Source organism: Nostoc sp. FACHB-110, assembly GCF_014697425.1.
Classification (GTDB): domain Bacteria; phylum Cyanobacteriota; class Cyanobacteriia; order Cyanobacteriales; family Nostocaceae; genus Nostoc_B.
Genome location: NZ_JACJRU010000032.1, coordinates 44,967 through 65,120 on the forward strand (window position 1 = coordinate 44,967; position 20,154 = coordinate 65,120).

23 protein-coding genes are annotated in these 20,154 nt (G+C 41.6%); 15 read left to right on the plus strand and 8 right to left on the minus strand.

Annotation, left to right across the window (positions count from 1 at the left end; genetic code table 11):
• Positions 1-110 precede the first annotated feature (110 nt).
• The 3 genes from H6G69_RS23905 to H6G69_RS23915 all read left to right on the plus strand — a co-directional run bounded on the left by H6G69_RS23905 (position 111) and on the right by H6G69_RS23915 (position 3,034).
• Entirely contained in the window at positions 111-1,367 is a 1,257-nt protein-coding gene (locus H6G69_RS23905; protein WP_190691610.1) for a nucleotide kinase domain-containing protein, read from the plus strand.
• Positions 1,368-1,386: 19 nt separating this feature from the next.
• On the plus strand, positions 1,387-1,851 hold the full coding sequence (locus H6G69_RS23910; RefSeq protein WP_190691611.1) for a DUF1643 domain-containing protein: 465 nt from the start codon (positions 1,387-1,389) through the stop codon (positions 1,849-1,851).
• A gap of 202 nt (positions 1,852-2,053) precedes the next feature.
• Positions 2,054-3,034, plus strand: a complete 981-nt coding sequence (locus H6G69_RS23915) for a nucleoside triphosphate pyrophosphohydrolase family protein (protein ID WP_190691612.1) — start codon at positions 2,054-2,056, stop codon at positions 3,032-3,034.
• Positions 3,035-3,108: 74 nt separating this feature from the next.
• Here the strand turns inward: H6G69_RS23915 and H6G69_RS23920 are convergent, their stop codons facing one another.
• From H6G69_RS23920 to H6G69_RS23935, 5 genes are all read right to left on the minus strand, one after another.
• Complete coding sequence (locus tag H6G69_RS23920; protein WP_397326982.1) at positions 3,109-4,212, minus strand: chromosome segregation protein ParM; 1,104 nt, start codon at positions 4,210-4,212, stop codon at positions 3,109-3,111.
• Between the two features lie 488 nt (positions 4,213-4,700).
• A complete protein-coding gene (locus H6G69_RS23925; protein WP_190691614.1) occupies positions 4,701-5,684 on the minus strand; it encodes a hypothetical protein in 984 nt (327 codons plus the stop codon).
• A gap of 120 nt (positions 5,685-5,804) precedes the next feature.
• Positions 5,805-6,203, minus strand: coding sequence for a hypothetical protein (locus tag H6G69_RS34090; RefSeq protein WP_242072160.1), 399 nt, complete (start codon positions 6,201-6,203; stop codon positions 5,805-5,807).
• On the minus strand, positions 6,181-6,735 hold the full coding sequence (locus tag H6G69_RS34095; protein WP_242072161.1) for a hypothetical protein: 555 nt from the start codon (positions 6,733-6,735) through the stop codon (positions 6,181-6,183). Before H6G69_RS34095 ends, H6G69_RS34090 begins: the two co-directional genes overlap by 23 nt.
• A gap of 112 nt (positions 6,736-6,847) precedes the next feature.
• Positions 6,848-7,114: a hypothetical protein gene (locus H6G69_RS23935; RefSeq protein WP_190873858.1), complete on the minus strand. Its 267-nt coding sequence runs from the start codon at positions 7,112-7,114 to the stop codon at positions 6,848-6,850.
• A gap of 210 nt (positions 7,115-7,324) precedes the next feature.
• On the opposite strand from H6G69_RS23935, the gene H6G69_RS23940 reads away from it, so the two are divergent.
• From H6G69_RS23940 to H6G69_RS34105, 12 genes are all read left to right on the plus strand, one after another.
• Positions 7,325-8,065, plus strand: coding sequence for a hypothetical protein (locus H6G69_RS23940; RefSeq protein ID WP_190691616.1), 741 nt, complete (start codon positions 7,325-7,327; stop codon positions 8,063-8,065).
• Positions 8,066-8,362: 297 nt separating this feature from the next.
• Positions 8,363-8,560 carry a hypothetical protein gene (locus tag H6G69_RS34100; RefSeq protein ID WP_242072162.1) on the plus strand — a complete coding sequence of 66 codons (198 nt, stop codon included), beginning with the start codon at positions 8,363-8,365 and terminating at the stop codon, positions 8,558-8,560.
• Positions 8,553-8,750: a hypothetical protein gene (locus H6G69_RS23950; RefSeq protein WP_190691618.1), complete on the plus strand. Its 198-nt coding sequence runs from the start codon at positions 8,553-8,555 to the stop codon at positions 8,748-8,750. Before H6G69_RS34100 ends, H6G69_RS23950 begins: the two co-directional genes overlap by 8 nt.
• Positions 8,751-8,775: 25 nt before the next feature.
• Positions 8,776-8,973: a hypothetical protein gene (locus H6G69_RS23955; RefSeq protein ID WP_190691619.1), complete on the plus strand. Its 198-nt coding sequence runs from the start codon at positions 8,776-8,778 to the stop codon at positions 8,971-8,973.
• Between the two features lie 255 nt (positions 8,974-9,228).
• Entirely contained in the window at positions 9,229-9,591 is a 363-nt protein-coding gene (locus tag H6G69_RS23960; protein WP_190691620.1) for a hypothetical protein, read from the plus strand.
• 28 nt (positions 9,592-9,619) lie between these two features.
• Positions 9,620-10,432, plus strand: coding sequence for a hypothetical protein (locus H6G69_RS23965; protein WP_190691621.1), 813 nt, complete (start codon positions 9,620-9,622; stop codon positions 10,430-10,432).
• A 111-nt stretch (positions 10,433-10,543) separates the two neighbouring features.
• Positions 10,544-10,747, plus strand: coding sequence for a hypothetical protein (locus H6G69_RS23970; RefSeq protein WP_190691622.1), 204 nt, complete (start codon positions 10,544-10,546; stop codon positions 10,745-10,747).
• Between the two features lie 40 nt (positions 10,748-10,787).
• The gene (locus H6G69_RS23975) at positions 10,788-10,940 is read left to right on the plus strand and encodes a hypothetical protein (RefSeq protein WP_190691623.1); all 153 of its coding nucleotides are present in this window, start codon (positions 10,788-10,790) and stop codon (positions 10,938-10,940) included.
• 54 nt (positions 10,941-10,994) lie between these two features.
• Positions 10,995-11,360 carry a four helix bundle protein gene (locus H6G69_RS23980; RefSeq protein WP_190691624.1) on the plus strand — a complete coding sequence of 122 codons (366 nt, stop codon included), beginning with the start codon at positions 10,995-10,997 and terminating at the stop codon, positions 11,358-11,360.
• 132 nt (positions 11,361-11,492) lie between these two features.
• Positions 11,493-11,951 carry a DUF1392 domain-containing protein gene (locus H6G69_RS23985; RefSeq protein WP_190691625.1) on the plus strand — a complete coding sequence of 153 codons (459 nt, stop codon included), beginning with the start codon at positions 11,493-11,495 and terminating at the stop codon, positions 11,949-11,951.
• A gap of 41 nt (positions 11,952-11,992) precedes the next feature.
• The gene (locus tag H6G69_RS23990) at positions 11,993-12,766 is read left to right on the plus strand and encodes a hypothetical protein (RefSeq protein ID WP_190691626.1); all 774 of its coding nucleotides are present in this window, start codon (positions 11,993-11,995) and stop codon (positions 12,764-12,766) included.
• Positions 12,767-13,235: 469 nt separating this feature from the next.
• A complete protein-coding gene (locus H6G69_RS34105; protein ID WP_242072163.1) occupies positions 13,236-16,538 on the plus strand; it encodes a plasmid replication protein, CyRepA1 family in 3,303 nt (1,100 codons plus the stop codon).
• 232 nt (positions 16,539-16,770) lie between these two features.
• Here H6G69_RS34105 and H6G69_RS24000 read toward each other — a convergent pair whose 3' ends face one another.
• The 3 genes from H6G69_RS24000 to H6G69_RS24010 all read right to left on the minus strand — a co-directional run bounded on the left by H6G69_RS24000 (position 16,771) and on the right by H6G69_RS24010 (position 19,859).
• Entirely contained in the window at positions 16,771-18,342 is a 1,572-nt protein-coding gene (locus H6G69_RS24000) for a GMC family oxidoreductase (RefSeq protein WP_190691627.1), read from the minus strand.
• Between the two features lie 50 nt (positions 18,343-18,392).
• Positions 18,393-19,229 carry an SDR family oxidoreductase gene (locus H6G69_RS24005; protein ID WP_242072164.1) on the minus strand — a complete coding sequence of 279 codons (837 nt, stop codon included), beginning with the start codon at positions 19,227-19,229 and terminating at the stop codon, positions 18,393-18,395.
• 69 nt (positions 19,230-19,298) lie between these two features.
• On the minus strand, positions 19,299-19,859 hold the full coding sequence (locus H6G69_RS24010) for a DsbA family protein (protein WP_190691628.1): 561 nt from the start codon (positions 19,857-19,859) through the stop codon (positions 19,299-19,301).
• Positions 19,860-20,154 lie beyond the last annotated feature (295 nt).

Below are 20,154 nucleotides of genomic sequence, written 5' to 3' on the forward strand. Positions count from 1 at the left end.
ACTGGACACTATACTTAAAATATGGCATAGTAGTAAACAAAGTGATTTAAAAATAATTAATAAATAATTTGTAGTTTAAAATAGCTGAACTTAAAACTTAGAAATATTTTATGCAAGTCAGACAAGAGATTTTTGATACCTACTGGCGATTTGCTGCTCTGAGACAAGAAGTATTTTTTAACAAAATTAAGAATTTATCACAGCCTTGGACAGATGATCCCATTATTCAAACTTACAAATTCTGTAATGCCTATAGAGCAAGTGATCGGGTTTCTCAATATCTTATAAAAAATATAATCTACGATAATAGTAGAAATAAAAATGAAGAAGAAGTCCTGTTTAGAATTTTTTTATTTAAAATATTTAATAAGATAGAAACTTGGGAATATATAGAAAGTAAGTTAGATAATCATATTACCCTAAAATCTTTTAATTTTAATTTGTATTCTCAAATATTACAAGAAGCAAAGGATAGTGGATATTCAATTTATACTAGTGCATATATGTCTTGTGCTAGCAAAAAATTTGGTTATGAGAACAAACATCAAAACCACTTGTCTTTAATTGACAAGATAATTTTTCAGGATCGGATAATTGCTGACATAGTTAAAAGTAAAAGTCTTCAAGAAGTTTTTAACATTATTCAAGAGTATCCTTTGTTAGGCAAGTTTATGGCTTACCAATTAGCAACTGATATTAACTATAGTGAAATTATTAATTTTGATGAAAATAGTTTTACCATAGCTGGCCCAGGAGCCGAACGTGGAATCAACAAATGCTTTATTGATAAGAGGGATAAAACTAATGCCGAAATTATCCATTGGATGGTAGAAAATCAAGAGCAAGAATTTGAACGTCTAGGTTTAAATTTTCAAACACTTTGGGGTCGTTCGCTAAAGGCTATAGATTGCCAAAATCTATTTTGTGAAACTGATAAGTATTGTAGACAAGCATTCCCAGAAATAATAAGTAATCGTAAAAAAATAAAATCTAAATTTACAGCAAATTCTCAGCCTATCAATTATTTTTATCCGCCAAAATGGGGTATAAATAATAGAATTAAGCAAACTATAGCTCAAAATTCATTACAATTAAAAACACAGCAACAAATGTTTTTAAACTTGGACGACTCTTTAAATAATCAATGTATATTGCTTAAAAAAGAATTAAATATTAGTGGTAAACAGTTATTTATAGAAGATAAACTAATCTCTAGTTTATTTATGGTTGAAAATAACGAGTTAGAAGAAGTAATCCAAGTAAAAAAAAGTTTTAAGCGAGCAAAAAAGCTAAAAAAAATTAATAGCAAAAAAGTTGAAAAAGAAAAATTATTAAAAGATACTTTTAAACAATTACATTTATTCTAATTTTAAAAAATATAATTATATGGAAAAAACTGCTATTTCTGACGGCAATTATCGTTATTTACTAAGACGCGAATGGGATGTTAATCATCCACAAATTACTTTTATTATGCTTAATCCGAGTGTTGCTGATGATAAAAAGGATGATCCAACTATTCGTAAATGTATTAAATTCGCTAACTTATGGGGTTATGGTTCTTTAGAAGTGGTCAATCTGTTTGCTTACCGCGCTACAAAACCCCGTGATATGCGTCAAGTAAGCGAGCCTATAGGTTTAGATAATAATTTTTACCTCTTAAAAGCTACAGAGCGTGCTAAGTTAGTTATTTTGGCATGGGGCATACATGGCAGTTTTCTTAATCGAGATCAAGCAGTGCTTAGTTTACTTTCTAATAGACAAACTCTTTACTGCTTAGGTCGAACAAAAGCTGGCCAACCACGCCATCCTCTATGGCTGAGTAGTTTTACACAACCAGTTATTTTCTAATCCCATACATAAGATTATAGTAGAAATACAGTAGGACAAATAAAGGTATAATTACACATATTCTTATATATTCATATTCTTAAATTCGATAACTTTACAGAGGTAATTATTTTTAATTGTTTGTACAAATAATTATATCTGATTTAGCAATATTGCTATTTTTATACTTGAATTAAACAATTAAATTCTGAAAAATTTTATTATGAATTTTTCTGACTATCAAATACAAGCAATGAGTACAGACCAGATTCCTGCAACGAAAGGTACTGATTTAATAGTACCTTTACTAGGTTTAGTAGGAGAAGCTGGCTCGTTAATAACAGAATATAAAAAATATTTACGTGACGGTGATGCACATAAACTTTTTAAAGAGTGTGTAATAGAAGAATTAGGTGACATACTATGGTATCTCAGTAATTTTGCAAGTAAGTTTAATTTGGATCTAGACGAAATTGCAGAGAATAATTTAAAGAAGTGCCATAATCGTTGGGATTGGAGAGACTTAGAAAAAACAAGTGGTAAAGCCCCAAATTATATATTCGATAAAAATTTTCCTGAACATGAAAGATTGCCTAGAAACTTAGAGATAGAAATTACTGAATTACAAAAAGCTAACTCAGTAATTATGAGAGCATTTATTGACAAACAAAAAATTGGAGATGATCTTACTGATAATGCTATGTTAAGCGATGGTTATCGCTTCCATGACATTTTTCATATGTCTTATATGGCAGTATTAGGCTGGTCGCCAGTTATCCGTAGTCTTCTTAAACGAAAACGAAAAAGTAGCCCGGCTATTGATGAAGTTGAAGATGGTGGACGTGCAATAGCTATTGAGGAGGGTATATCAGCACTTGTGTTTACTTATGCTAAAGATCATGCCTTTTTAGAAGGTATTTCAGCAATAGATTACCAAATCTTAAAGACTGTTAAAAATATGACAGCACATTTAGAAGTGTCAAAGTGTTCACTAGGCGATTGGGAAAAAGCTATTCTAATGGGATACAAAGTCTGGCGATGTGTAGAAAAAAATAGAGGAGGGACAGTTATTATTGACATTGATGCCAGTTCGATTAGCTATAAGCCGAATAACGGTTTTAGTTGCTTAGATTTGGCATATAATCCCTCTCAATCATGGATAGTACCTCCTAATCAAGAAGAACACTTAGAAACTAATCTTTAACCTTCTCTATCTAATCTTTCGCGTTAAGGTATTTCTTTCATTTACTTGAGATGCTTCAGATCAACGCGAATTTTTTATCCAGCTATGGTTTCAGCACTAGAAGACAGACGAGAGCGCAATTGTGCTTCACCGTAAATGTATTGTCCTAGAGCATTGGCTTGACGGGAAGGTGCAGCTAAGTAGGCTTTAACTTGAGCCTCTTTCAACAGACGTTGTACATCTTCCCAGAAGAATTCGCCGCCACCGCCAGTGACAATCACATCTGTAACACGCTCTGGCAACCAAGCAAGGACACGACTGCAAATGTCACGAGAAAACATATCTACTAGATTAGGAAGAAAATCATCAAGGTTAGCAGCCTTACTAGCACTTCTGGGACGATAAAAACGTTCGCCCCTGGGTTTATTAACAGCAGAAATTAATGCCAAAGATTGGCTGTCTGCGCCCTCAATTTCCTTTGCTATCATCTCGTAGAATTTGCTCATTCCAAAATCTTCACTCTTGGAAAGATATTTAACAAAGCGGAAATTATCTATTATCAATAAGTCAATGGTTTGAAATCCAATATCAACAATTGCTAAGGAAATTTTTGTAAAATCGAGGCTAGTTTTTGACTTTTTAGGTTGAGCTTCAGCCCACAGAAGGCTACCATAGCCTTGTGGCATTACCCAAACTTTAGTAATGTTTAGCCATACAGTTTGACCTCGGAAATTGAAAATGTGAGTTCCAAGCATCTGGCTAATCAGTTGTGATTTTTCTATTTCAAATTGCTCTAAGGAATAAAAAGGTAAGCTGATTACGACTGAGGTATTGCCTTCAATTTTTAAGTAAGCAGCACTAATTAACACTTTGATAAGTCCATCTTCAACCTTAGATTTACCGACTCCTAAATTCGCTCCTAACTCTGCTGCTAACTGGCCAAAAGCATAAGCACTACCTTGGTATTCCATCCACAAATTACTTAAAGGATTAATAACTTTAGATTCAAATACACTATGACCATGACCATGACCTTGTTCAAAAGAAAGTTGCTCCACATTAGCAGAAATAAACACTACACTATTAGGTTCATGGCTAACACAAGTCTTTGTGTAAGTTCTTCCTAAATCAACGCTGAGAATATTTGTATTATCAATACCACTAGGGATTATAATGTTGATTCGTTTATTTAATTCTATTGTATTTAAGATACGTGTACAGTAATCATTAGGAACAATAATTAATTCTTCTTGTAACTGAGAGAGGACTTGGTTAGTTTGTTCAACTGCTGTTTGAAAACTAGTTAAAGCATCTACTGTAGGTTCTCTATCTATTTCCCACATTAAAAAGATAAGGTTTTGCTGCAAACGTACTGCCAACCGTAAGCAATCTTTTTCTACTTCATCTAAGACGTGTTGATCAGTTAACCTCTTAATCTGATTCTTGCTGTCATCAGCTAGTTCATCATATTTCTTTTTTAAAGAAGCGTATTTATCTGTTAATTCATTAGCAATTTTTCTATGATGTTTAGCTGCTTGTCTATCCTTTTCACCAGCAGCATGAGCAGTAAAAGCACCTGCAACAGCACCAACAGCCAAACCTAATGCACCAAACACAAGAGGAACCATAAAGATTATTATATTTATAAATAAAATAAGTATTGCCGATGGGAAGGAAAATAAATATCTTACGAATCAGTTAGTAATTTGCTATCTGCTGATGTTATTCCTAGAGATTGGGCAATAGCAATTGAGTCACGTAAACGTTGCATAGCCCCTTCTATTCCTGGTGCAATTGCACGATTTGTTATTTCTTGATTAATTGCTTCTGCTTGAGATAAAAACTCTAAATTTTTGTTGTGTTCATAAATCAATTCGTCTTCAATTGCTTGTAAATGTTCCAGTTCTTGCTGCGTTAAAGATTCGTAATATATTCTGACATCCTGTTGATGATCTTCAAGGATTTTAAAAAATTGATGAATCATACCCGCAGTTCCAATAACAGCTAAAGCTGGTGCTGCTGCGGTTAAAGCGATCGCAATGGGTGGACAAGCTGCCGCGACTGCTGTAGTAGCAAATGCTGTTGCGCCTCCAACTGCACCGCCCACGACTGTATCTTTTAACGTTGCTGTAGCCGCTTCCTGTGCAGAAATTTCTCCTCGAACTACGCACAGTGCATGAGTTAAAAGCGAAAAAGGTAGAGATGTCATCGCGCCTACAGCAGCCCCCACAGGTGCAGCTTGAAAACCTGCTTTGGCTGCTCCCTTTAGATTGTCAAAATGCCATTTAGCATCTAATCTCATCTTCTCTTGCCAGGTCATGGTTTTAGCACCACGAGCAATGTTGTCTTTGGCGTTTTCCCATTTAATATTGTTGGGATTATTAGATCCACCTTTACTATGGGGTTTAATATGGCTGGCGTGTTTATCTGATAAGTACTGCTCGACATTACTAGCCGCAGATTTTCCGTCAACCCCTGCACCTTGGGAAGGTGGGATATTCTCTAACATTTTTTGAGCTTCCATCCCAGTTCTTATCGGTTCGCCAGGTCTAATCCCACCTTTATATATTCTGCGTGCTGTACTTAAAGGTAAATCTGTTAATTGAGCGTGCTGAATTTTAGTTGTGGCAGCTGCATTAACAGCAGAATTGCGATGGGAATCGTTGGTCATGAATTTTAAATTCCTTGGCTTTTAGCTAAAACATGACATAGCCTAACCTTCTTAATATTCCCAATTGCCTTTAGTTAAAAACTATTTTTTATCAAGTTATTATGAATATTTTGAGTTGCATTATGTGTAATTGGAAATTCTATTATCAAGTAGTATCTCCGATTCCAACACACTTAAAACCTTCTCTTCCAAATCAGTCAAATAAGCCCGATTCAGCTTTCCTAAAGATTCCAGAAATCTCTGCACTGATTCCTCTAGCCCACTCGAATACACCCTATTGATGCGATCGCAAATCAACTGCATCTGCTGACATTCAGCAGGTAAATAATCGTAGGATTTTAGGTATTGCAGCCCAATCGTGTACTCACCATCCCAGGTTTTGACGGTACAACTAAATTCACCAACAAAAGTCACGATACCCCAACAGCCACCCTTGCCCCGCAAATCAGGATTATCCTTGAATAAAATCTGGCAAACTTCACCAATCTGGTAGCTGTTAGGTACTTGGGTGCGTTCCATAATTTTCTGCACCGCATCTTTGACAATACGATGAGATGGTACTTTCCCTTTGGCAAAATAAAGCAGCTTGTTGCCATGCTTCGGGCTGAAGGTCTGGGTCTAGCTTTGTCAGTGGTCTAACTTGCCACTCATTAGTTGGCAAAATGTGATCGTTCCGATCACATTTTTCAGCCAGATTATCAAACACAACAGCCGCATCCATTAAAAGGTAAGATTGGCGACGGCTGTGGCCAAATCTATCACGGCAATATTCCTCGAAGGTTTTGTGTGTAGAGCGATAGAGCTTGCGATCGCGCAGTTCCATTAAAGCCTTGCCCGCCTCAAAAAATGCTCTTTCAACTCTGCGTTCGAGATGCAGGCGATCGCGTTGTTCGTCCTCGGTTAGTTCTGGTACTTCAACAGCATTAACTGTAATAGTTACAGTAGCAGGATTGTCTTCATCAAAGACATCCTTGGATTTAATAGATAACGTGTTATCAAGCGATTGAGCAGATATATCATTTTTCTGCTTGGAGGATGGTTTTTTAGGCATTCCACCCCTTTTTTATTTAAAAGTATTTTCGAGACAGCCAATTACAGATAAACATTGGGTGCGGCGAATTGTGGTGTCATGCTTTGAGATTAATTCAGCATCACCACAAAAATTAGTCTTCCTCAATTTTCACGATGTCATTGATAGTGACTAAATTCCCAGATAGCTGAGAACAAATCCTGGCAAGCTTGACTATATTATCGATATCCGCTTTCTTAAGCTTGCCATCACGAGCGACCGTTAAGGTATGCCTAGTGACTTCATTCGGCGTTCCTTCAAACTGCCGATGAACGGCATAGACAGATAGAGGACTGCCATCTTCGGCCTTGGGCCACCATTGCGAGATATCAATATATGCTTCCATCCAGAGAGCTAACACTTTTCGATTTTCCAACCTCCATTAACGCCTATCTGATTACAGAATAACAGCCAATCAATATACAGGCTATCAATTAACAGAATAACTGCTAATCAGTGTATTGACAATCAGTTAGCAGAGTAGCATAATCTAAATATATCAAAAGGCAATCGCTCTCAGCCTCGGAAACTTTGCGCGATCGCCTTTTGTTCCACTTACGGAAATATTATTATGACGTACAATATCTGCATTCAGCAACCGCCCGTCCGTTGCGCCCTACCGCACCTCAAAAGAATTGCTGCCCCCGACGAACAAGCGATTGCTCAAGACGAACTGAACCAGTATGTTGCGGAGCAAGCCCAGGCGGTAGCACCAGAAGAATTGAGAGTAGTTGACATATCTTTTTACGACAAAGAATATTATGCAGGCGACAAGCTGATTGCCACTGTAAGCCACGATGACGACGATTTTGTGACTCAACGCTGGGTAATCATGATCAACAACGCAGAAGAATTTCGTGCAGCTACCCCAATGATGTGCGATCGCTACATTCGCATACATTACAAAGATGGGTCTTTACCAGTGCAGGAAGAAGCAGGGGGGCAAGGGAGCAGGGGTGCAGGGGAGAAAAATTCTTGCCTTGTTGCTTCTGCCACTACCGGAAATGAAATCATGTCCCAGATTTTCGATGCTTGTGAACAGCATGGCTTGGAACTGCTTGACGATGGGATTTACCAGGATGATGTGAAATTAGGCGAAGTCGGCTTTACTGATGCTAACTGGTGGGTTATTCGAGCAGCCCAAGCCCATCAAGGGAGAGCCATCTGTGAATCGGTGGATGAGGCAGTGCGATCGCTGTTGGTGATTACCGATTGGGATGACTTGTTAGATAAGCCATTCGACCAACTCAGTAAGCAGGAATGGTTGCTCGTCATGGAGTCTGAGCCAGTGCAGGAATTAGTTGCGGCTTAGGGAAAGAGTGGGCTTTTATACCCACTGACTTTATCCAATGATTTACCAGTTCCAAATATAACCAACTGCAATGGGGTCAACCCTCAGTAATTCTGTCCCCATTGTCCCCCAATCCTCTCAATCATCAACAAATTTATGCAACCCACAATATCAATTCCAAAAGACTGGGAATACCCCAGATTCGCATTCGGGCAGCGTACACAGCAGGGAAATTCGCTTCGCTCAAATTCAAAATTAGTAATTCAAAATTCAAAATTGAGGAAGAAAAATGTAATTTTGCATTTTGAATTTTGCATTTTGAATTGTTTAAGTTATACGGTACTTCCTGACAAACATTCAGATGAAGTTCGGCATTACTCTGACGACCAACTTCAAACGCTTTCCATTGCAGAAATACAAGCGGAATTACAAGCAGAAATCGAAGAACATCAACAGCAAATCAAAGCACTTCAACAGCAACTAGTGGCCATCACAGGAGGTTCAACTGATGGCTAAAGTTGTCGATTGTTATGTGGAACGGACTGCTGCAAGACTGTTGCGCTCGCTCAATGGTTCTGGTGGTGCTGTTCCTCTGCACCGCATTCAGTTTTCTAACACGATCATTCAATACTTGCTTGACCAAAAAGAAGCACAAATAAAGAACACGGGACACGGGTTTTTGTTGGCAGTTGTTGAGAAGTTTTAAGCCCAGAAATTAGGAGCAAATTGCCATGAACTTACCACCTTTATCGTTATTAGTTGAATCTGCGAAATATCTAGTATCACAAATTGAAAAACATCCTGATTACCAAGCACTTAATTATCAGCCAGACTTAACAATTGGTGATGCTCAAACAGCATTGTCATACTTACAAACTGAATTAGATAGCAATCAACAGCCTTCAATTGTATCCGAGAGTGTTGATTAGGAAATGTAAGAATTCAGAAGTCAGAATCCAGGAGCCAGAATGTTAGAAAATTCGGACAAAATCTTCTCTTTCAATAGATGAATCATGCGCTCATTGCTTTTAAATTCTGACTTCTGACTTCTGAGTCCTGCATCCTTACTAGGAAATAGCAATCGCTTGAATGAGTGCTGATGTTCAAGCGATTACCAGTGGCAGAAAATAGCGCATTGCTAAAGAAGCTTCATTATGACACATCAACTGTAAGGACTGAGGAGAATGAAGTTTGAAATCAATCAAATTGTTGAAATTGTCGATGATAAGCCTGTTATTCTCTCTACCGAAATTAGAGTATTAACGCAATCTACTGACTTATATTCTTTAGCCAGAGATTACATTGAAGAATACGCGGATTACGAGTTTGTCCAACGCAATCAATACTCTGGATACAGAATTAAGAACAACAAACGCCACCGATACATTATAGTTTTGATTCCGCAACAAGACAGATTAATTATTTGCTGCCAATTGGAATCAAGTAACAAAAACAAATTGTTTCCGTATCTGTGGGAAACAACAATTACTACTGTTGAACAATTACATGAGTTTTTCGGAATTTGGTCTAATAAAGATTTTCTCTAACAACAGAACAATTTTGTAGGAGCAATATATGACAAATGAAATTAAACTAGGTTTTTGCAATCCTCCAGAACCAGTTTATCTTTACGTCAAGAATGGGGAATTAAGCGGTGAATCTTTTTTGTGGTATCACTTCAACATTGAGCAAGATAAAACTATACCAGTTCAACCTCGTGGGTTAACAGGTTATTTATCCGAACTACGAGTCACAGCAAAAGAGTTCAAAGGTAAAGACAATCTCAAGTTAGATATTGTTGTTGCTGCTGATGAGGTTTATTTAATTAGAACTGGCATAGAAACCAATTTTGCTAAGACATTTTTATTATCAGCATCCCTGGTACAAGATTTTTCCAAACCCTTGATTATTGCTGTTACTAGTGGTGAAGAAAATACCGTGTTCTGCCGCTTATATGATGCCACTACCAAAGTCAGAATCCGCAAAGAATGGAATCCGAATTCGGATTGGGCATCAATTATTACTGAAATTCAATCTCGGTTAGGAACATCTTCATCTGTTCCCTTAACACCAGAACAGCCACCGCACCCGCAAGATTTACGTATAAAACAGATTCGGACTTTATTGAATTATCCGCTTGATTTGGTACGGGAGTATTTGCAATTTCAAGATGTTGACCGTCCGAGTTTACTTCCTGTCAGCAAGATTGATTCTCTCGTAAAAATAATGTGTCTCGCTTGGGCTGCTGACAAGTTTGAAAACCCGAATGATGCCGAATCTTTGTATCAAAAGCAAGTAGTTGACGCGATCGCCAGTGGTGCTGATGAAGTAGCGGCGATTCGCTCATGGATGCAGCAGTTAACAACAGTAAATGCTGGGGCAGCTTGAAGTAAGAAAAAGCTTGGGGCAGGAGGAATATCAACTCATCCTCACATTCTATATCCTGCACCCATGCTTTTTGATTTTTCCCTACATCAATGAATTACAAGGAATTATCTCATGAAAGTCATTGTCACAGTAATCGAAAAAATCACAAGTGAAGCTCACCTCAATATTCCAGATGGTTTGGCTCAAGAAGTTATTAAACAGCAAATATTAGACCTTTACAACAGTGGTCAAATGCAGACTGATTTGAACATTTTCAAAGTTGATTTTGAATCTATTAGCGCACGGATTGTTAGTGAGATTCAACAAGCGCAATAAATATCAATTTCTCTCTATATCAAATTAGCAGGGAGCATTTATGACTAAAACTTTGACAAATCCAGAAAATTATACCTGCCATGAAATCGCCAGTATTCTTTCGCTGAATTTATTAACTGTTAGACATTGGATTCAAAGAGGCTGGCGTAGAACAATTCAAAATTCAAAATTCAAAATTCAAAATGGAAGATAATTCTGTCAATTTGATGCAGGGATTAATTACTTTATACAAAGGAGATACCAAGTAATGAGTCAACAGAGAGATATTACAGATAGAACATTCAATTTTGCCGTTAGAATAGTCAACTTATGTAAAGTGTTAGATGAAAAACCAGGAGTAGGTCGAGTTTTATATAAACAGCTAATTCGGTCTGGAACTTCCATAGGGGCAAATGTTGAAGAATCTCAATCTGCTCAAAGCAAAGCTGATTTTGTACATAAGCTAGAAATTGCTCTTAAAGAAGCCAGAGAAACAAGATATTGGCTGAGAATTATGATAACTACGGAAATTATAGAGCAATCACGATTGTCATCATTGCTCAATGAGAGCGAAGAACTCATCAAGATAATTGCAGCAATAATAGTCAAAACCAAGCAAAACAATTCCAAATAATTTTGAATTTTGAATTTTGAATTTTGAATTGTTTTATCTTAAACAGTTTTTAGAAAATCCTCCACATCAAATCAAACAAAGAATCGCATCTCTTGATTCTGAAGCAATCAATTATTTATTGGGTAAAAAAATATGACAGAACAAATTACAGACTTAGAAAGATGCTGGTTTTTATCTCCACCCTGGGGTAATCGAATCCCACCTGTTGAAGTCAACTTGCTTGAAAAGGTCTACCTCAAAGACAACAGAACATTCGGTTACTGCTGCGGTGTTCAGTGGTATGGCGATTGCTGGAACTACATTATTGAGATCAAAGATGACTTTATTTACACAACAAAACACCAGATTATCGGCACTGGTCAAATCCAACCCAACACTTTGAATAAACCAGCTTTTGTCTTGGGATCTCGCGTCATGTTGTGTTTTCCCAATCACGGTACAAAGCAAAGGCTGATTCTGGGGATTGAGTTAATTGAAAAGTCCTGGTTCTATTTGGTCGAGTTGGCATCACCTAGTTTTTTTCCATCATCCGTTATGACCAACCGCTTTTCTTTGGTACGCGAACAAGACTTGGTACGGGTCAATGTCTAAGTCAACACTCAACACTCTCTACTCACCACACAACTAAAACTATGTCACACATTGAAATCGCCCAAATCATCGAGCAGATTAAACAAGAGATTGAGGTAGACGCATCAGGTAATGCCAAAGCCAGCATCAGAGCGACTGCAAGATTAGCGGGAGTAGACCATACTGCAATTATCAATCATCTCCAAAGTGGTGAACTAAAACCAACCAAATTAGCTCAGATGCTTATGGAGCAAGGATTTAATGCTGGTGAACTAAAAGAGTGGCGTACTGAAGGCATTCCCGACAAGGCGATCGCCATTATTTTGGAATACTATGCTTTCTACGCAAACCGCTATTGTAACCCCCAAGCGAGATTGGTATGCCGTTCATTCAACACCATCGGTATTCGGGCTTGGATTCAAGAAAAATTAGGTTGGACAAAACCCGCGACTGCAAATGAAACTGCCATGACCCAGATACAGTTACTCGCTGCAATTGCACAACAGATGGCCGAGCAAGAACAGCGTTTACTCCAACAGCAACAACAGCAAGCCGAAATTTTGGAAAGGCTCAAAGCCGTCGAAGTTGAGCAAGACAGAGTAAACACACCTTCCGGTCACAAGTACAGTATCGTCGGTTTCGCTAATCTTCAGGGTTTAGAAATCTCAGCCAAAGAAGCAAGTGCAAAGGGAAAAAAGGCCAGTGCCTTGTGTCGTAAGCAAGGCATAGAAATAGAACGTATTCATGACCCCAGGTTTGGCAGAGTCGGCTTGTATCCCGAAAGCATTTTGATTGATGTGTTTTCTACCAATTCTAAAGAGAAAGCGACCGCTTAATAGGGGTACAGCGATCGCGCTTTTGAATGGCATTGTGATTAAGCATTTATTACTAATGTAACAAAGCTTCGTTACAAAACTTAAAACCTCTGCGTTATGGCGATAGTCAAAAAGTAAAAAGCAACCGTACCGAAACAGTCACGATTGCAGGAGGAAATTTAGGTTATTCAGGTATACCCGATACTTTCTCCAATTTCGGACACTTTCACAAAGCTTAAGGAAATTAACCGAACACATAGTTGCAATGCCTTCAAAAAAAGAGAAAAGTAATGCGACAACTCACTTTATTTCCCAAATCTTACTTGTTGGAGTTTCAACCAGATTTTCCCAAATGGTGTAAAGTATTCGTGCTTTAGTTCAGATGTACTAAAAGCCTGATTTCGTTTTCTAGCTAGTAGCTGTTTTTAAACACTTTCTAGCGGTATGACCCGATACCGCTAACTTTTCCATGCGTCTATTGGAGGGAATTATGAGTCTCGAATCACATCACTTACAAGAATGGCTCGACAGTGGCGTTGACGAAGAATTGATTGCTCTCAACGTGCGATCGCTCTCTGGCACAACCCCTTATGACTACCTTTTGTACAGCGATAAAATCTCCCGCCGCAATGACGGACGGCTGCGGGACAGGGATTTGAAAAAATACCAGCACATTGAACTGGGCGGTTGGTGGTGTAGCGGCATTAACCCACTGAGCAATTATGAACAGATGCTCTGGGGTTGCTTCAAACCAGACAAGCCCCGGCGAGATCCGCAGAAGATTCACAAATTCATCAAGTATGAGCATCCGTACAGGGAGCAAACCCGTGCATTCTTTTTGCAAGTCACCAAGAAGATTTGGGTCAAAGTGTCGAATCGTTGCGGTATTCCCATCACCGACGAGGATTTACAACATCCGGGTGGCTTCTGGCATTGGGTTTGGACGAATAACGTACCAGTGGTAATTGTGGAAGGGGCTAAGAAAGCCGCTTGTTTACTTTCAGCTGGTTATGCTGCGATCGCAATCAGTGGTGTTAACGCAGGATACCGCACACCAAAAGATGAGTACGGGACTGCCACTGGTAAACCCTCTCTTATCCCCGATCTGAAACATTTCGCAACAACAGGCAGACAGGTTAACATCTGCTTTGACCACGATACCAAACCTGAGACTGTTCAACGGGTAAGAACTGCTATCAGTCGTATGGGTCGTTTATTGATTGCTGAAGGTTGTCAGCTACGTGTGATTGATCTGCCGGGAACCGAAAAAGGAGTTGATGATTTTGTCGTTGCCCAAGGACAAGATGCTTTTCACGCGCTGTACAACACTGCTGAAACACTCGAACTTTGGGAAATCAAGCTGTTTACCCTGCTGACCTATCCCCCAGCGATCGCTCTCAACCAACGATTCTTGGGTGGGTTGATTGCACCAGAAGGCGAAAAACTAATTGTCCTCAAAGCTCCCAAAGGCACAGGCAAAACCGAGTGGTTGTCATCTGAAGTAGCCAAAGCCCACGACCAGGGGCGAAAGGTACTCATCATCACCCATCGTATTCAGTTGGGTGAGGCGTTGTGCGATCGCTTCGGCGTTGATTACGTCAGCGAGATTAAAACCTCTGACACAGGCGGTTTGTTGGGTTATGGCGTTTGCGTGGACTCGTTGCACAAAGATAGCCAAGCGCGATTCAACCCCAACGACTGGTCAAACGATGTCATCATTATTGATGAATGCGACCAAGTTTTCTGGCATTTACTCCACTCTACTACTGATGTGGCCAAGCGGCGGGTAGCGATACTGCGAAATTTCAAGCAGCTGATCCAAAATGTTTTGGGTAGCGAACACGGTAAAATCTATCTTTCTTCTGCCGATGCCTCAGATACCGATGTTAAGTACATTTTGTCTCTGGCTGGAGAATATCGAGTTAACCCCTTCGTGATCGTAAATAATTATCAGCCTGTGTCTGGTAAGTGCTACAACTACTCTGGGAGTAACCCTAAGAATTTGATTGCAGCACTTGATAAGGCGATCGCGCGTGGTTTAGAAAACCAGAATTGTCTAGGTCAAGCAGGGGAGCAGGGGAGCGGGGGAGCAGGGGAGAATAAAACTACACTCTCCCCTGCACCTCTGCCCCCCTGCCCCTCTGCCAGCCAAAACGCAGAATTGTCTTGTCCACCTCGTTTTCTGTTGTGCTGTTCTGCTCAAAAAGCTAAGTCTAAATGGGGTACTCAAGCCTTAGAACAACGATTTAAAAAGAAATTCCCTCACCTGCGAATACTGCGAATTGACAGTCATTCAGTTTTAGATCCGAAACACCCAGCATTTGAGTGTATTGCCCATCTCAACGAAATTCTCACCCAGTATGATTTAGTCATCGCCTCACCCAGCCTGGAAACTGGTGTCTCCATCGACATTCGAGGTCATTTTAGCTCAGTCTGGGGGATATTCCAGGGAGTTCAGCCTGTGGATTCTGTACGGCAGATGTTAGCACGGCTGCGGGAAACTGTTGACCGTCACATTTGGGTTAGCCAGTACGGGATGGGGACTGTGGGCAATGGTTCAACTTCTATGGGTGGATTATTGCGGAGCCAGGATATCGCAACACAAGCCAATATTGCTCTGTTGTCTGCGGCTGATAATTATGATTACTCGTTCATTGACCAGAACTTTCAGCCCGAATCTTTGCAGACTTGGGGTAAGCGGGGTGCTGTCATTAATGTAGAGATGCGCCGCTATCACGAATTTGTGCTGAAGGGTTTGGCGGCTGATGGCTACACTGTGATTGATGCGGATGATTCTGACCCTGACGAAACTAAGGAAGTGGTTAAAGAAGTCAAAGCTGCTTCTAAAGAATTATATGCTGGTCAATGTCAAGGGGTTTCTCAATCAGAAGATGTGTCTGATGCCGAACTGAAGAAATTACAAGAAAAGCGGGTGAAGACTGAAGAGGAAAGATACCAGCAGCGTAAGGCTGAGTTGTCCCGGCGTTATGAAGTTGATGTTACGCCTGAGTTGGTTATGAAGGATGATGACGGCTGGTATCCTCAACTGCGGCTGCACTATTATCTGACGGTGGGGCGGCAGTTTTTGACCAGCCGGGACAGCAAACGGGCTAAGGGGCTGGCTGAAGCTGGGGAGAATGCGATATGGAAACCTGATTTTAACAAGGGGCAGATGTTGTCTTCGGTGCGGTTGTTGTCAGAACTGAATCTGTTGCAGTTGCTTACTCCTGGGGAGGAGTTACGGGGTTCTGATGAGAAAATGCAGGAGTTTAAGGCTCGCGCGGTGAAGAATCGGTACTTGATCAAGAATTATTTGAACGTGACTATTTCGGAAAAGCTGACACCTATTGCGATCGCTCAGAAGTTACTCGACAAAATTGATCTGCGGTTGTCGTATGTTGGTCGGTTGGGGGAAAGAGGGAAACGGGAGTGTGTTTATAAGTTTGTGACTGCTGATGATGGGCGGAATGTGATTTTTGAGAAGTGGTTAAATCGGGAGTTGGTGTCAGTCACTAGTAATATAAATGTACCAACACCAATCACTGACACAACACCACTCCCCAGTAATCAGGATATGGAGGGACAGGAAGCTGCTTGGTGGCAGCAGATTAAATCTTACGCTGCTGGGTTTATGGAACGGGTAGAATCTGGCTTAGAGGCGGCTAAAGAATTCCTCTCTACCCTCACTTCGGACGAGCGTTGGAGTGTGATGGTGGCGTTTGAGGAGGCACAGCCGCAGTTGTTTGGGCAGTTGGTGGCGGCGGCTCCTGAGTGGGTTGAGTGGATGGGGTGAGTGTGGGTTTGGGGCGATGGCTGCGCCAACCTCTTCTCTTCGAGACGCTACGCGAACGACGAACACCGTCGGTTGATGCAATAACCATTGCGTTCATTGGGACAAGACAGTGCGTGACTGAGGACGGAAATTGGGATTTGAACAACAAGTTTTCACTCAATGCTCAGGTACAAGATTCGCTGACCATCTCGCACCCGTCACGATCGCTTTTCATCTCCGTGCAGTGGGCGGATCAGCCAGCTACTTCCACCGCTTGGCAGGGCATCATCCGGTGCGCCTTCTTGAGGATGTCTGCTGCTCGTTCGCCTATGACGACGCAGGGGGCCATCGTATTTCCACTCGTAATCTCAGGCATGATGGAAGCATCCGCCACGCGCAGCTTATTGATGCCATAGACCTTCAGCTTGCCATCGACTACGGACATGGAATCTTGACCCATCTTGGCAGTACAGGACTGATGCCAGTATGTAACCGCTGCGTTGCGGGCGAAGTTCTCCATTTCGCTTCGACCTAGTTTGCCTGGCAACGCTTCACGTTTCACTAGCTTCTCGAAGACACTACTATTGCCAAGGTCACGGCAAAGTTCGATGTTGGTGAATGCGGCTTTCAGGTCATCGGGGTGTGACAGAGTGTTTGCATCGATTAGCACCGGATCGTTTACGTCAGGGCCGGAAAGCCTTACCATACCACGGCTTTTAGGGTGTGCCAGACCCGCAAACATCGTCCAACCGTGCGCTGGAACCCCAAGGTGAGCCGTATCTGCGCTGGGTACCGGAAACTCAACCTGGCAGTGAAACATATCGGGCTGCTTTAGGTTGGGATCACTCGTCCAATAAAGAGTGGCTTCCGAGCCGCCATTGCCAATCTTCTGAGGCTCACGGTATTCAAAGATACAGCCAAACGAAACATGATCCTGATGATTGTGTCCAACCCCAGGCAGGTGCTGAACAACTGGTATTCCGTGCCTGCGAAGTTCCTCTTCCGGCCCAATTCCGGATTGGAGGAGAACTTTCGGCGTATTGATTGCGCCGAGAGAGAGTATGACTTCCTCCGAAGCGTAGTACTGATTGCGTCTGCCATCTTGGATCACCTCAACTCCTATAACAGACCTGTTATCAAAGATAAGCTTGTTAACAATGGTGTGAGTCAAGACCGATAAGTTTGGCTGATTCAGGAGAGGATAGACATACGATCGAAAGATGGAAGAGCGATATCCGTTCCGGATAATTAGATCGTTTATGGCGGCACCTCCGCGCCCTTCCATCATTTCGCCGTTGGGACTCTCGAAACGTGGAATACCCATGCTGTTTGCAGCCTCAACCATTGCCTGTGCAATGGGCTGAGGATTTGCTGCGGATTCCACATAAACAGGGCCGCCTGTTCCCCGACGCACAGGGTCACTTGCTCCCTGCCAGTTTTCGATACGGCGATAGATATCCAGGATGGATTCATACCCCCACGCCGGATCGCCGGAAGCCTCAGCGAAGTAGTTCCAATCATTCTTGTGACCTCTTGCCCACACCATGACGTTGATACTTGAGCCGCCCCCAAGTACCTTGCCCATATTCAGTGGAATTGAGCGTCCGTTCAGATGCGCGTTGGGCTGTGCAACGAAAGCCCAGTCACGTTCTGATCCAAGATTCAACGGCCATTGTGCTGGAGTCATCACCTCTGGCACTTCATCAGTTCCACCTGCTTCGATTAGCAGAACATTAACTTGTTTGTCTTCGGCGAGCCTTGCCGCTATTACTGAACCCGCAGGGCCTGCGCCGCAGACGATGAAGTCGTAGTGTTCGTTCACCATGAGAGAAGTACCTCCAAATTTCGTAATGTTGATTTGTTCTTGCTTGGGCGTTAGACGGTCGGGATCGTTCCTCCGTCAATGACATATTCAGCACCTGTGATGTAAGAGGCGCGATCGGACACCAGAAAAGCGACAAGCTCCGCGACCTCTTCAGGGCGACCCGGTCGTCCCATCGGGATTCCTCCGAGTGAGTCCATCAGCCCTTGGCGTTGAGCATCAAGGTCTGTGCCGGACTGCTGAGCTAATCTCTCGATGAGTCTCTCAGCCGCCTTCGTTTCGATGAAACCGGGCGCGACGGCGTTGACGCGCACCCCCTGGGGCGCAACTTCGTTTGACAGCCCTTTGCTGTAGGTTGCCAGCGCCGCTTTTGCCGCCGCATACGCTAATGTCGCGTCGTAAAGCGGGAGCCGACTCTGGATCGACGAGATATGGATGATGACACCTGACTTCTGTTCAAGCATCCGGGGCAGAAACGCCCGATCCAAACGGACGGCAGCGAATAAATTGTCATTGACTGCTTGCTGCCAATCCCCATCTGTCAGGGCAAGCGCACCGCCGCTTGGTGCAGAGGAACCGCCGACATTATTAATTAGGATGTCCACACTGCCGAAACGAGCGAATACTTCCTGCACAAGTTTGTTTACCCCATCGGGCGTGCTGAGGTCAGTCCCTATGAACAGGTCAGGCGATTGAAGGTTTTCGGGAGTTGAACGAGCGGTAGTTATGACCGTTGCACCGACTTGCCTCAGTCGTGTAGAGATCGCTTCACCTATGCCTTTTGTCCCGCCTGTTACCAAGACTTTTTTGCCGAGTAGTTCGGTGGAATCAATTCGTATGTTGGTAATTGTATTTGTGTTCATGTTGAATGTGTTTGTATTTGTGTTCATGTTGAAATCATCGAGCAGTGGTAACAGGCTGAAAATAATTGGGAGTTAATTTGCCGAGTCGCTAACAATTTAATGAATGACAGCAACAATAGCTGCCATTATTTGTTCCACAGTCCAGCGATCGCTATAGCGAATTCCATTAATAAACAGTGCTGGGGTAGCTGTTACTCCACTTTGATATCCACTCTCGATATTTTGATTGATGCGACCAATGTGAGCTTGTGTCGATATATCTTTCAGGAACTGAGAAATATCAAGTCCTAAACTATCGGCATACTCCACAAGAAAGCCGTTTCCTAGGGCGTGTTGATGCGTAAACAGTAGGTCGTGCATTTGCCAAAACTGACCCTGTGCGGCAGCGGCCTCTACGGCTTCCGCTACCTTTTGCGCGTGGGGATGGAGTGTATTCTCAATGAAATGACGAAATACTACACAAATCCGATTCTCCTCAGGAAAAACAGAAGTGAAATGCTGTTGAATGACCTGAATTAATCGATACAGTTCTCCGCATTGAGAACATTCGTAGTTTCCATATTCCACAAGTAGAACTGGGGCATTGAGCATTCCCTGGTAGTGATCACGTTGGGAAGGTGGAACAAGGAGTTGGTTAGAATAGCTATCTTGGTTCATCGGACATTCTGACAAAAAAGTTTCTCATGACATGAGTGACTGCCATGACTGATATTTATGATTCCTCCTACAATCATTGAACCTTCCAATACATCCTGATTAAGGAGAAAAGAGAAAAAAGAATGAAAAGCAATTTGTTTTATCTTTACCCTTTGTCCTTTCCCAAAATATTGGAACTTCGCTCCTTTATTTCAATAGCTTTAGCTTACAGAGTTGGCAATACTTTGTCGCCAACTCAGAGTTGAGTCTTGAAAAGAACTAAAGGATGGGCGTGATTTATCTCTGCGACTAATCA

What these genes read in the sequence shown, in the direction of transcription:
- H6G69_RS23940 (WP_190691616.1), top strand. Translation starts at nt 7,325, where the DNA reads ATGACGTACAATATCTGCATTCAGCAACCGCCCGTCCGTTGCGCCCTA.
- H6G69_RS23960 (WP_190691620.1), top strand. Translation starts at nt 9,229, where the DNA reads ATGAAGTTTGAAATCAATCAAATTGTTGAAATTGTCGATGATAAGCCT.
- H6G69_RS23925 (WP_190691614.1), bottom strand. Translation starts at nt 5,684, where the DNA reads ATGACCAACGATTCCCATCGCAATTCTGCTGTTAATGCAGCTGCCACA.
- H6G69_RS34090 (WP_242072160.1), bottom strand. Translation starts at nt 6,203, where the DNA reads ATGGAACGCACCCAAGTACCTAACAGCTACCAGATTGGTGAAGTTTGC.
- H6G69_RS23955 (WP_190691619.1), top strand. Translation starts at nt 8,776, where the DNA reads ATGAACTTACCACCTTTATCGTTATTAGTTGAATCTGCGAAATATCTA.
- H6G69_RS34095 (WP_242072161.1), bottom strand. Translation starts at nt 6,735, where the DNA reads ATGCCTAAAAAACCATCCTCCAAGCAGAAAAATGATATATCTGCTCAA.
- H6G69_RS23990 (WP_190691626.1), top strand. Translation starts at nt 11,993, where the DNA reads ATGTCACACATTGAAATCGCCCAAATCATCGAGCAGATTAAACAAGAG.
- H6G69_RS24000 (WP_190691627.1), bottom strand. Translation starts at nt 18,342, where the DNA reads ATGGTGAACGAACACTACGACTTCATCGTCTGCGGCGCAGGCCCTGCG.
- H6G69_RS23905 (WP_190691610.1), top strand. Translation starts at nt 111, where the DNA reads ATGCAAGTCAGACAAGAGATTTTTGATACCTACTGGCGATTTGCTGCT.
- H6G69_RS23975 (WP_190691623.1), top strand. Translation starts at nt 10,788, where the DNA reads ATGACTAAAACTTTGACAAATCCAGAAAATTATACCTGCCATGAAATC.
- H6G69_RS23980 (WP_190691624.1), top strand. Translation starts at nt 10,995, where the DNA reads ATGAGTCAACAGAGAGATATTACAGATAGAACATTCAATTTTGCCGTT.
- H6G69_RS23910 (WP_190691611.1), top strand. Translation starts at nt 1,387, where the DNA reads ATGGAAAAAACTGCTATTTCTGACGGCAATTATCGTTATTTACTAAGA.
- H6G69_RS23950 (WP_190691618.1), top strand. Translation starts at nt 8,553, where the DNA reads ATGGCTAAAGTTGTCGATTGTTATGTGGAACGGACTGCTGCAAGACTG.
- H6G69_RS23965 (WP_190691621.1), top strand. Translation starts at nt 9,620, where the DNA reads ATGACAAATGAAATTAAACTAGGTTTTTGCAATCCTCCAGAACCAGTT.
- H6G69_RS23985 (WP_190691625.1), top strand. Translation starts at nt 11,493, where the DNA reads ATGACAGAACAAATTACAGACTTAGAAAGATGCTGGTTTTTATCTCCA.
- H6G69_RS34105 (WP_242072163.1), top strand. Translation starts at nt 13,236, where the DNA reads ATGAGTCTCGAATCACATCACTTACAAGAATGGCTCGACAGTGGCGTT.
- H6G69_RS24005 (WP_242072164.1), bottom strand. Translation starts at nt 19,229, where the DNA reads ATGAACACAAATACAAACACATTCAACATGAACACAAATACAATTACC.
- H6G69_RS23970 (WP_190691622.1), top strand. Translation starts at nt 10,544, where the DNA reads ATGAAAGTCATTGTCACAGTAATCGAAAAAATCACAAGTGAAGCTCAC.
- H6G69_RS23915 (WP_190691612.1), top strand. Translation starts at nt 2,054, where the DNA reads ATGAATTTTTCTGACTATCAAATACAAGCAATGAGTACAGACCAGATT.
- H6G69_RS24010 (WP_190691628.1), bottom strand. Translation starts at nt 19,859, where the DNA reads ATGAACCAAGATAGCTATTCTAACCAACTCCTTGTTCCACCTTCCCAA.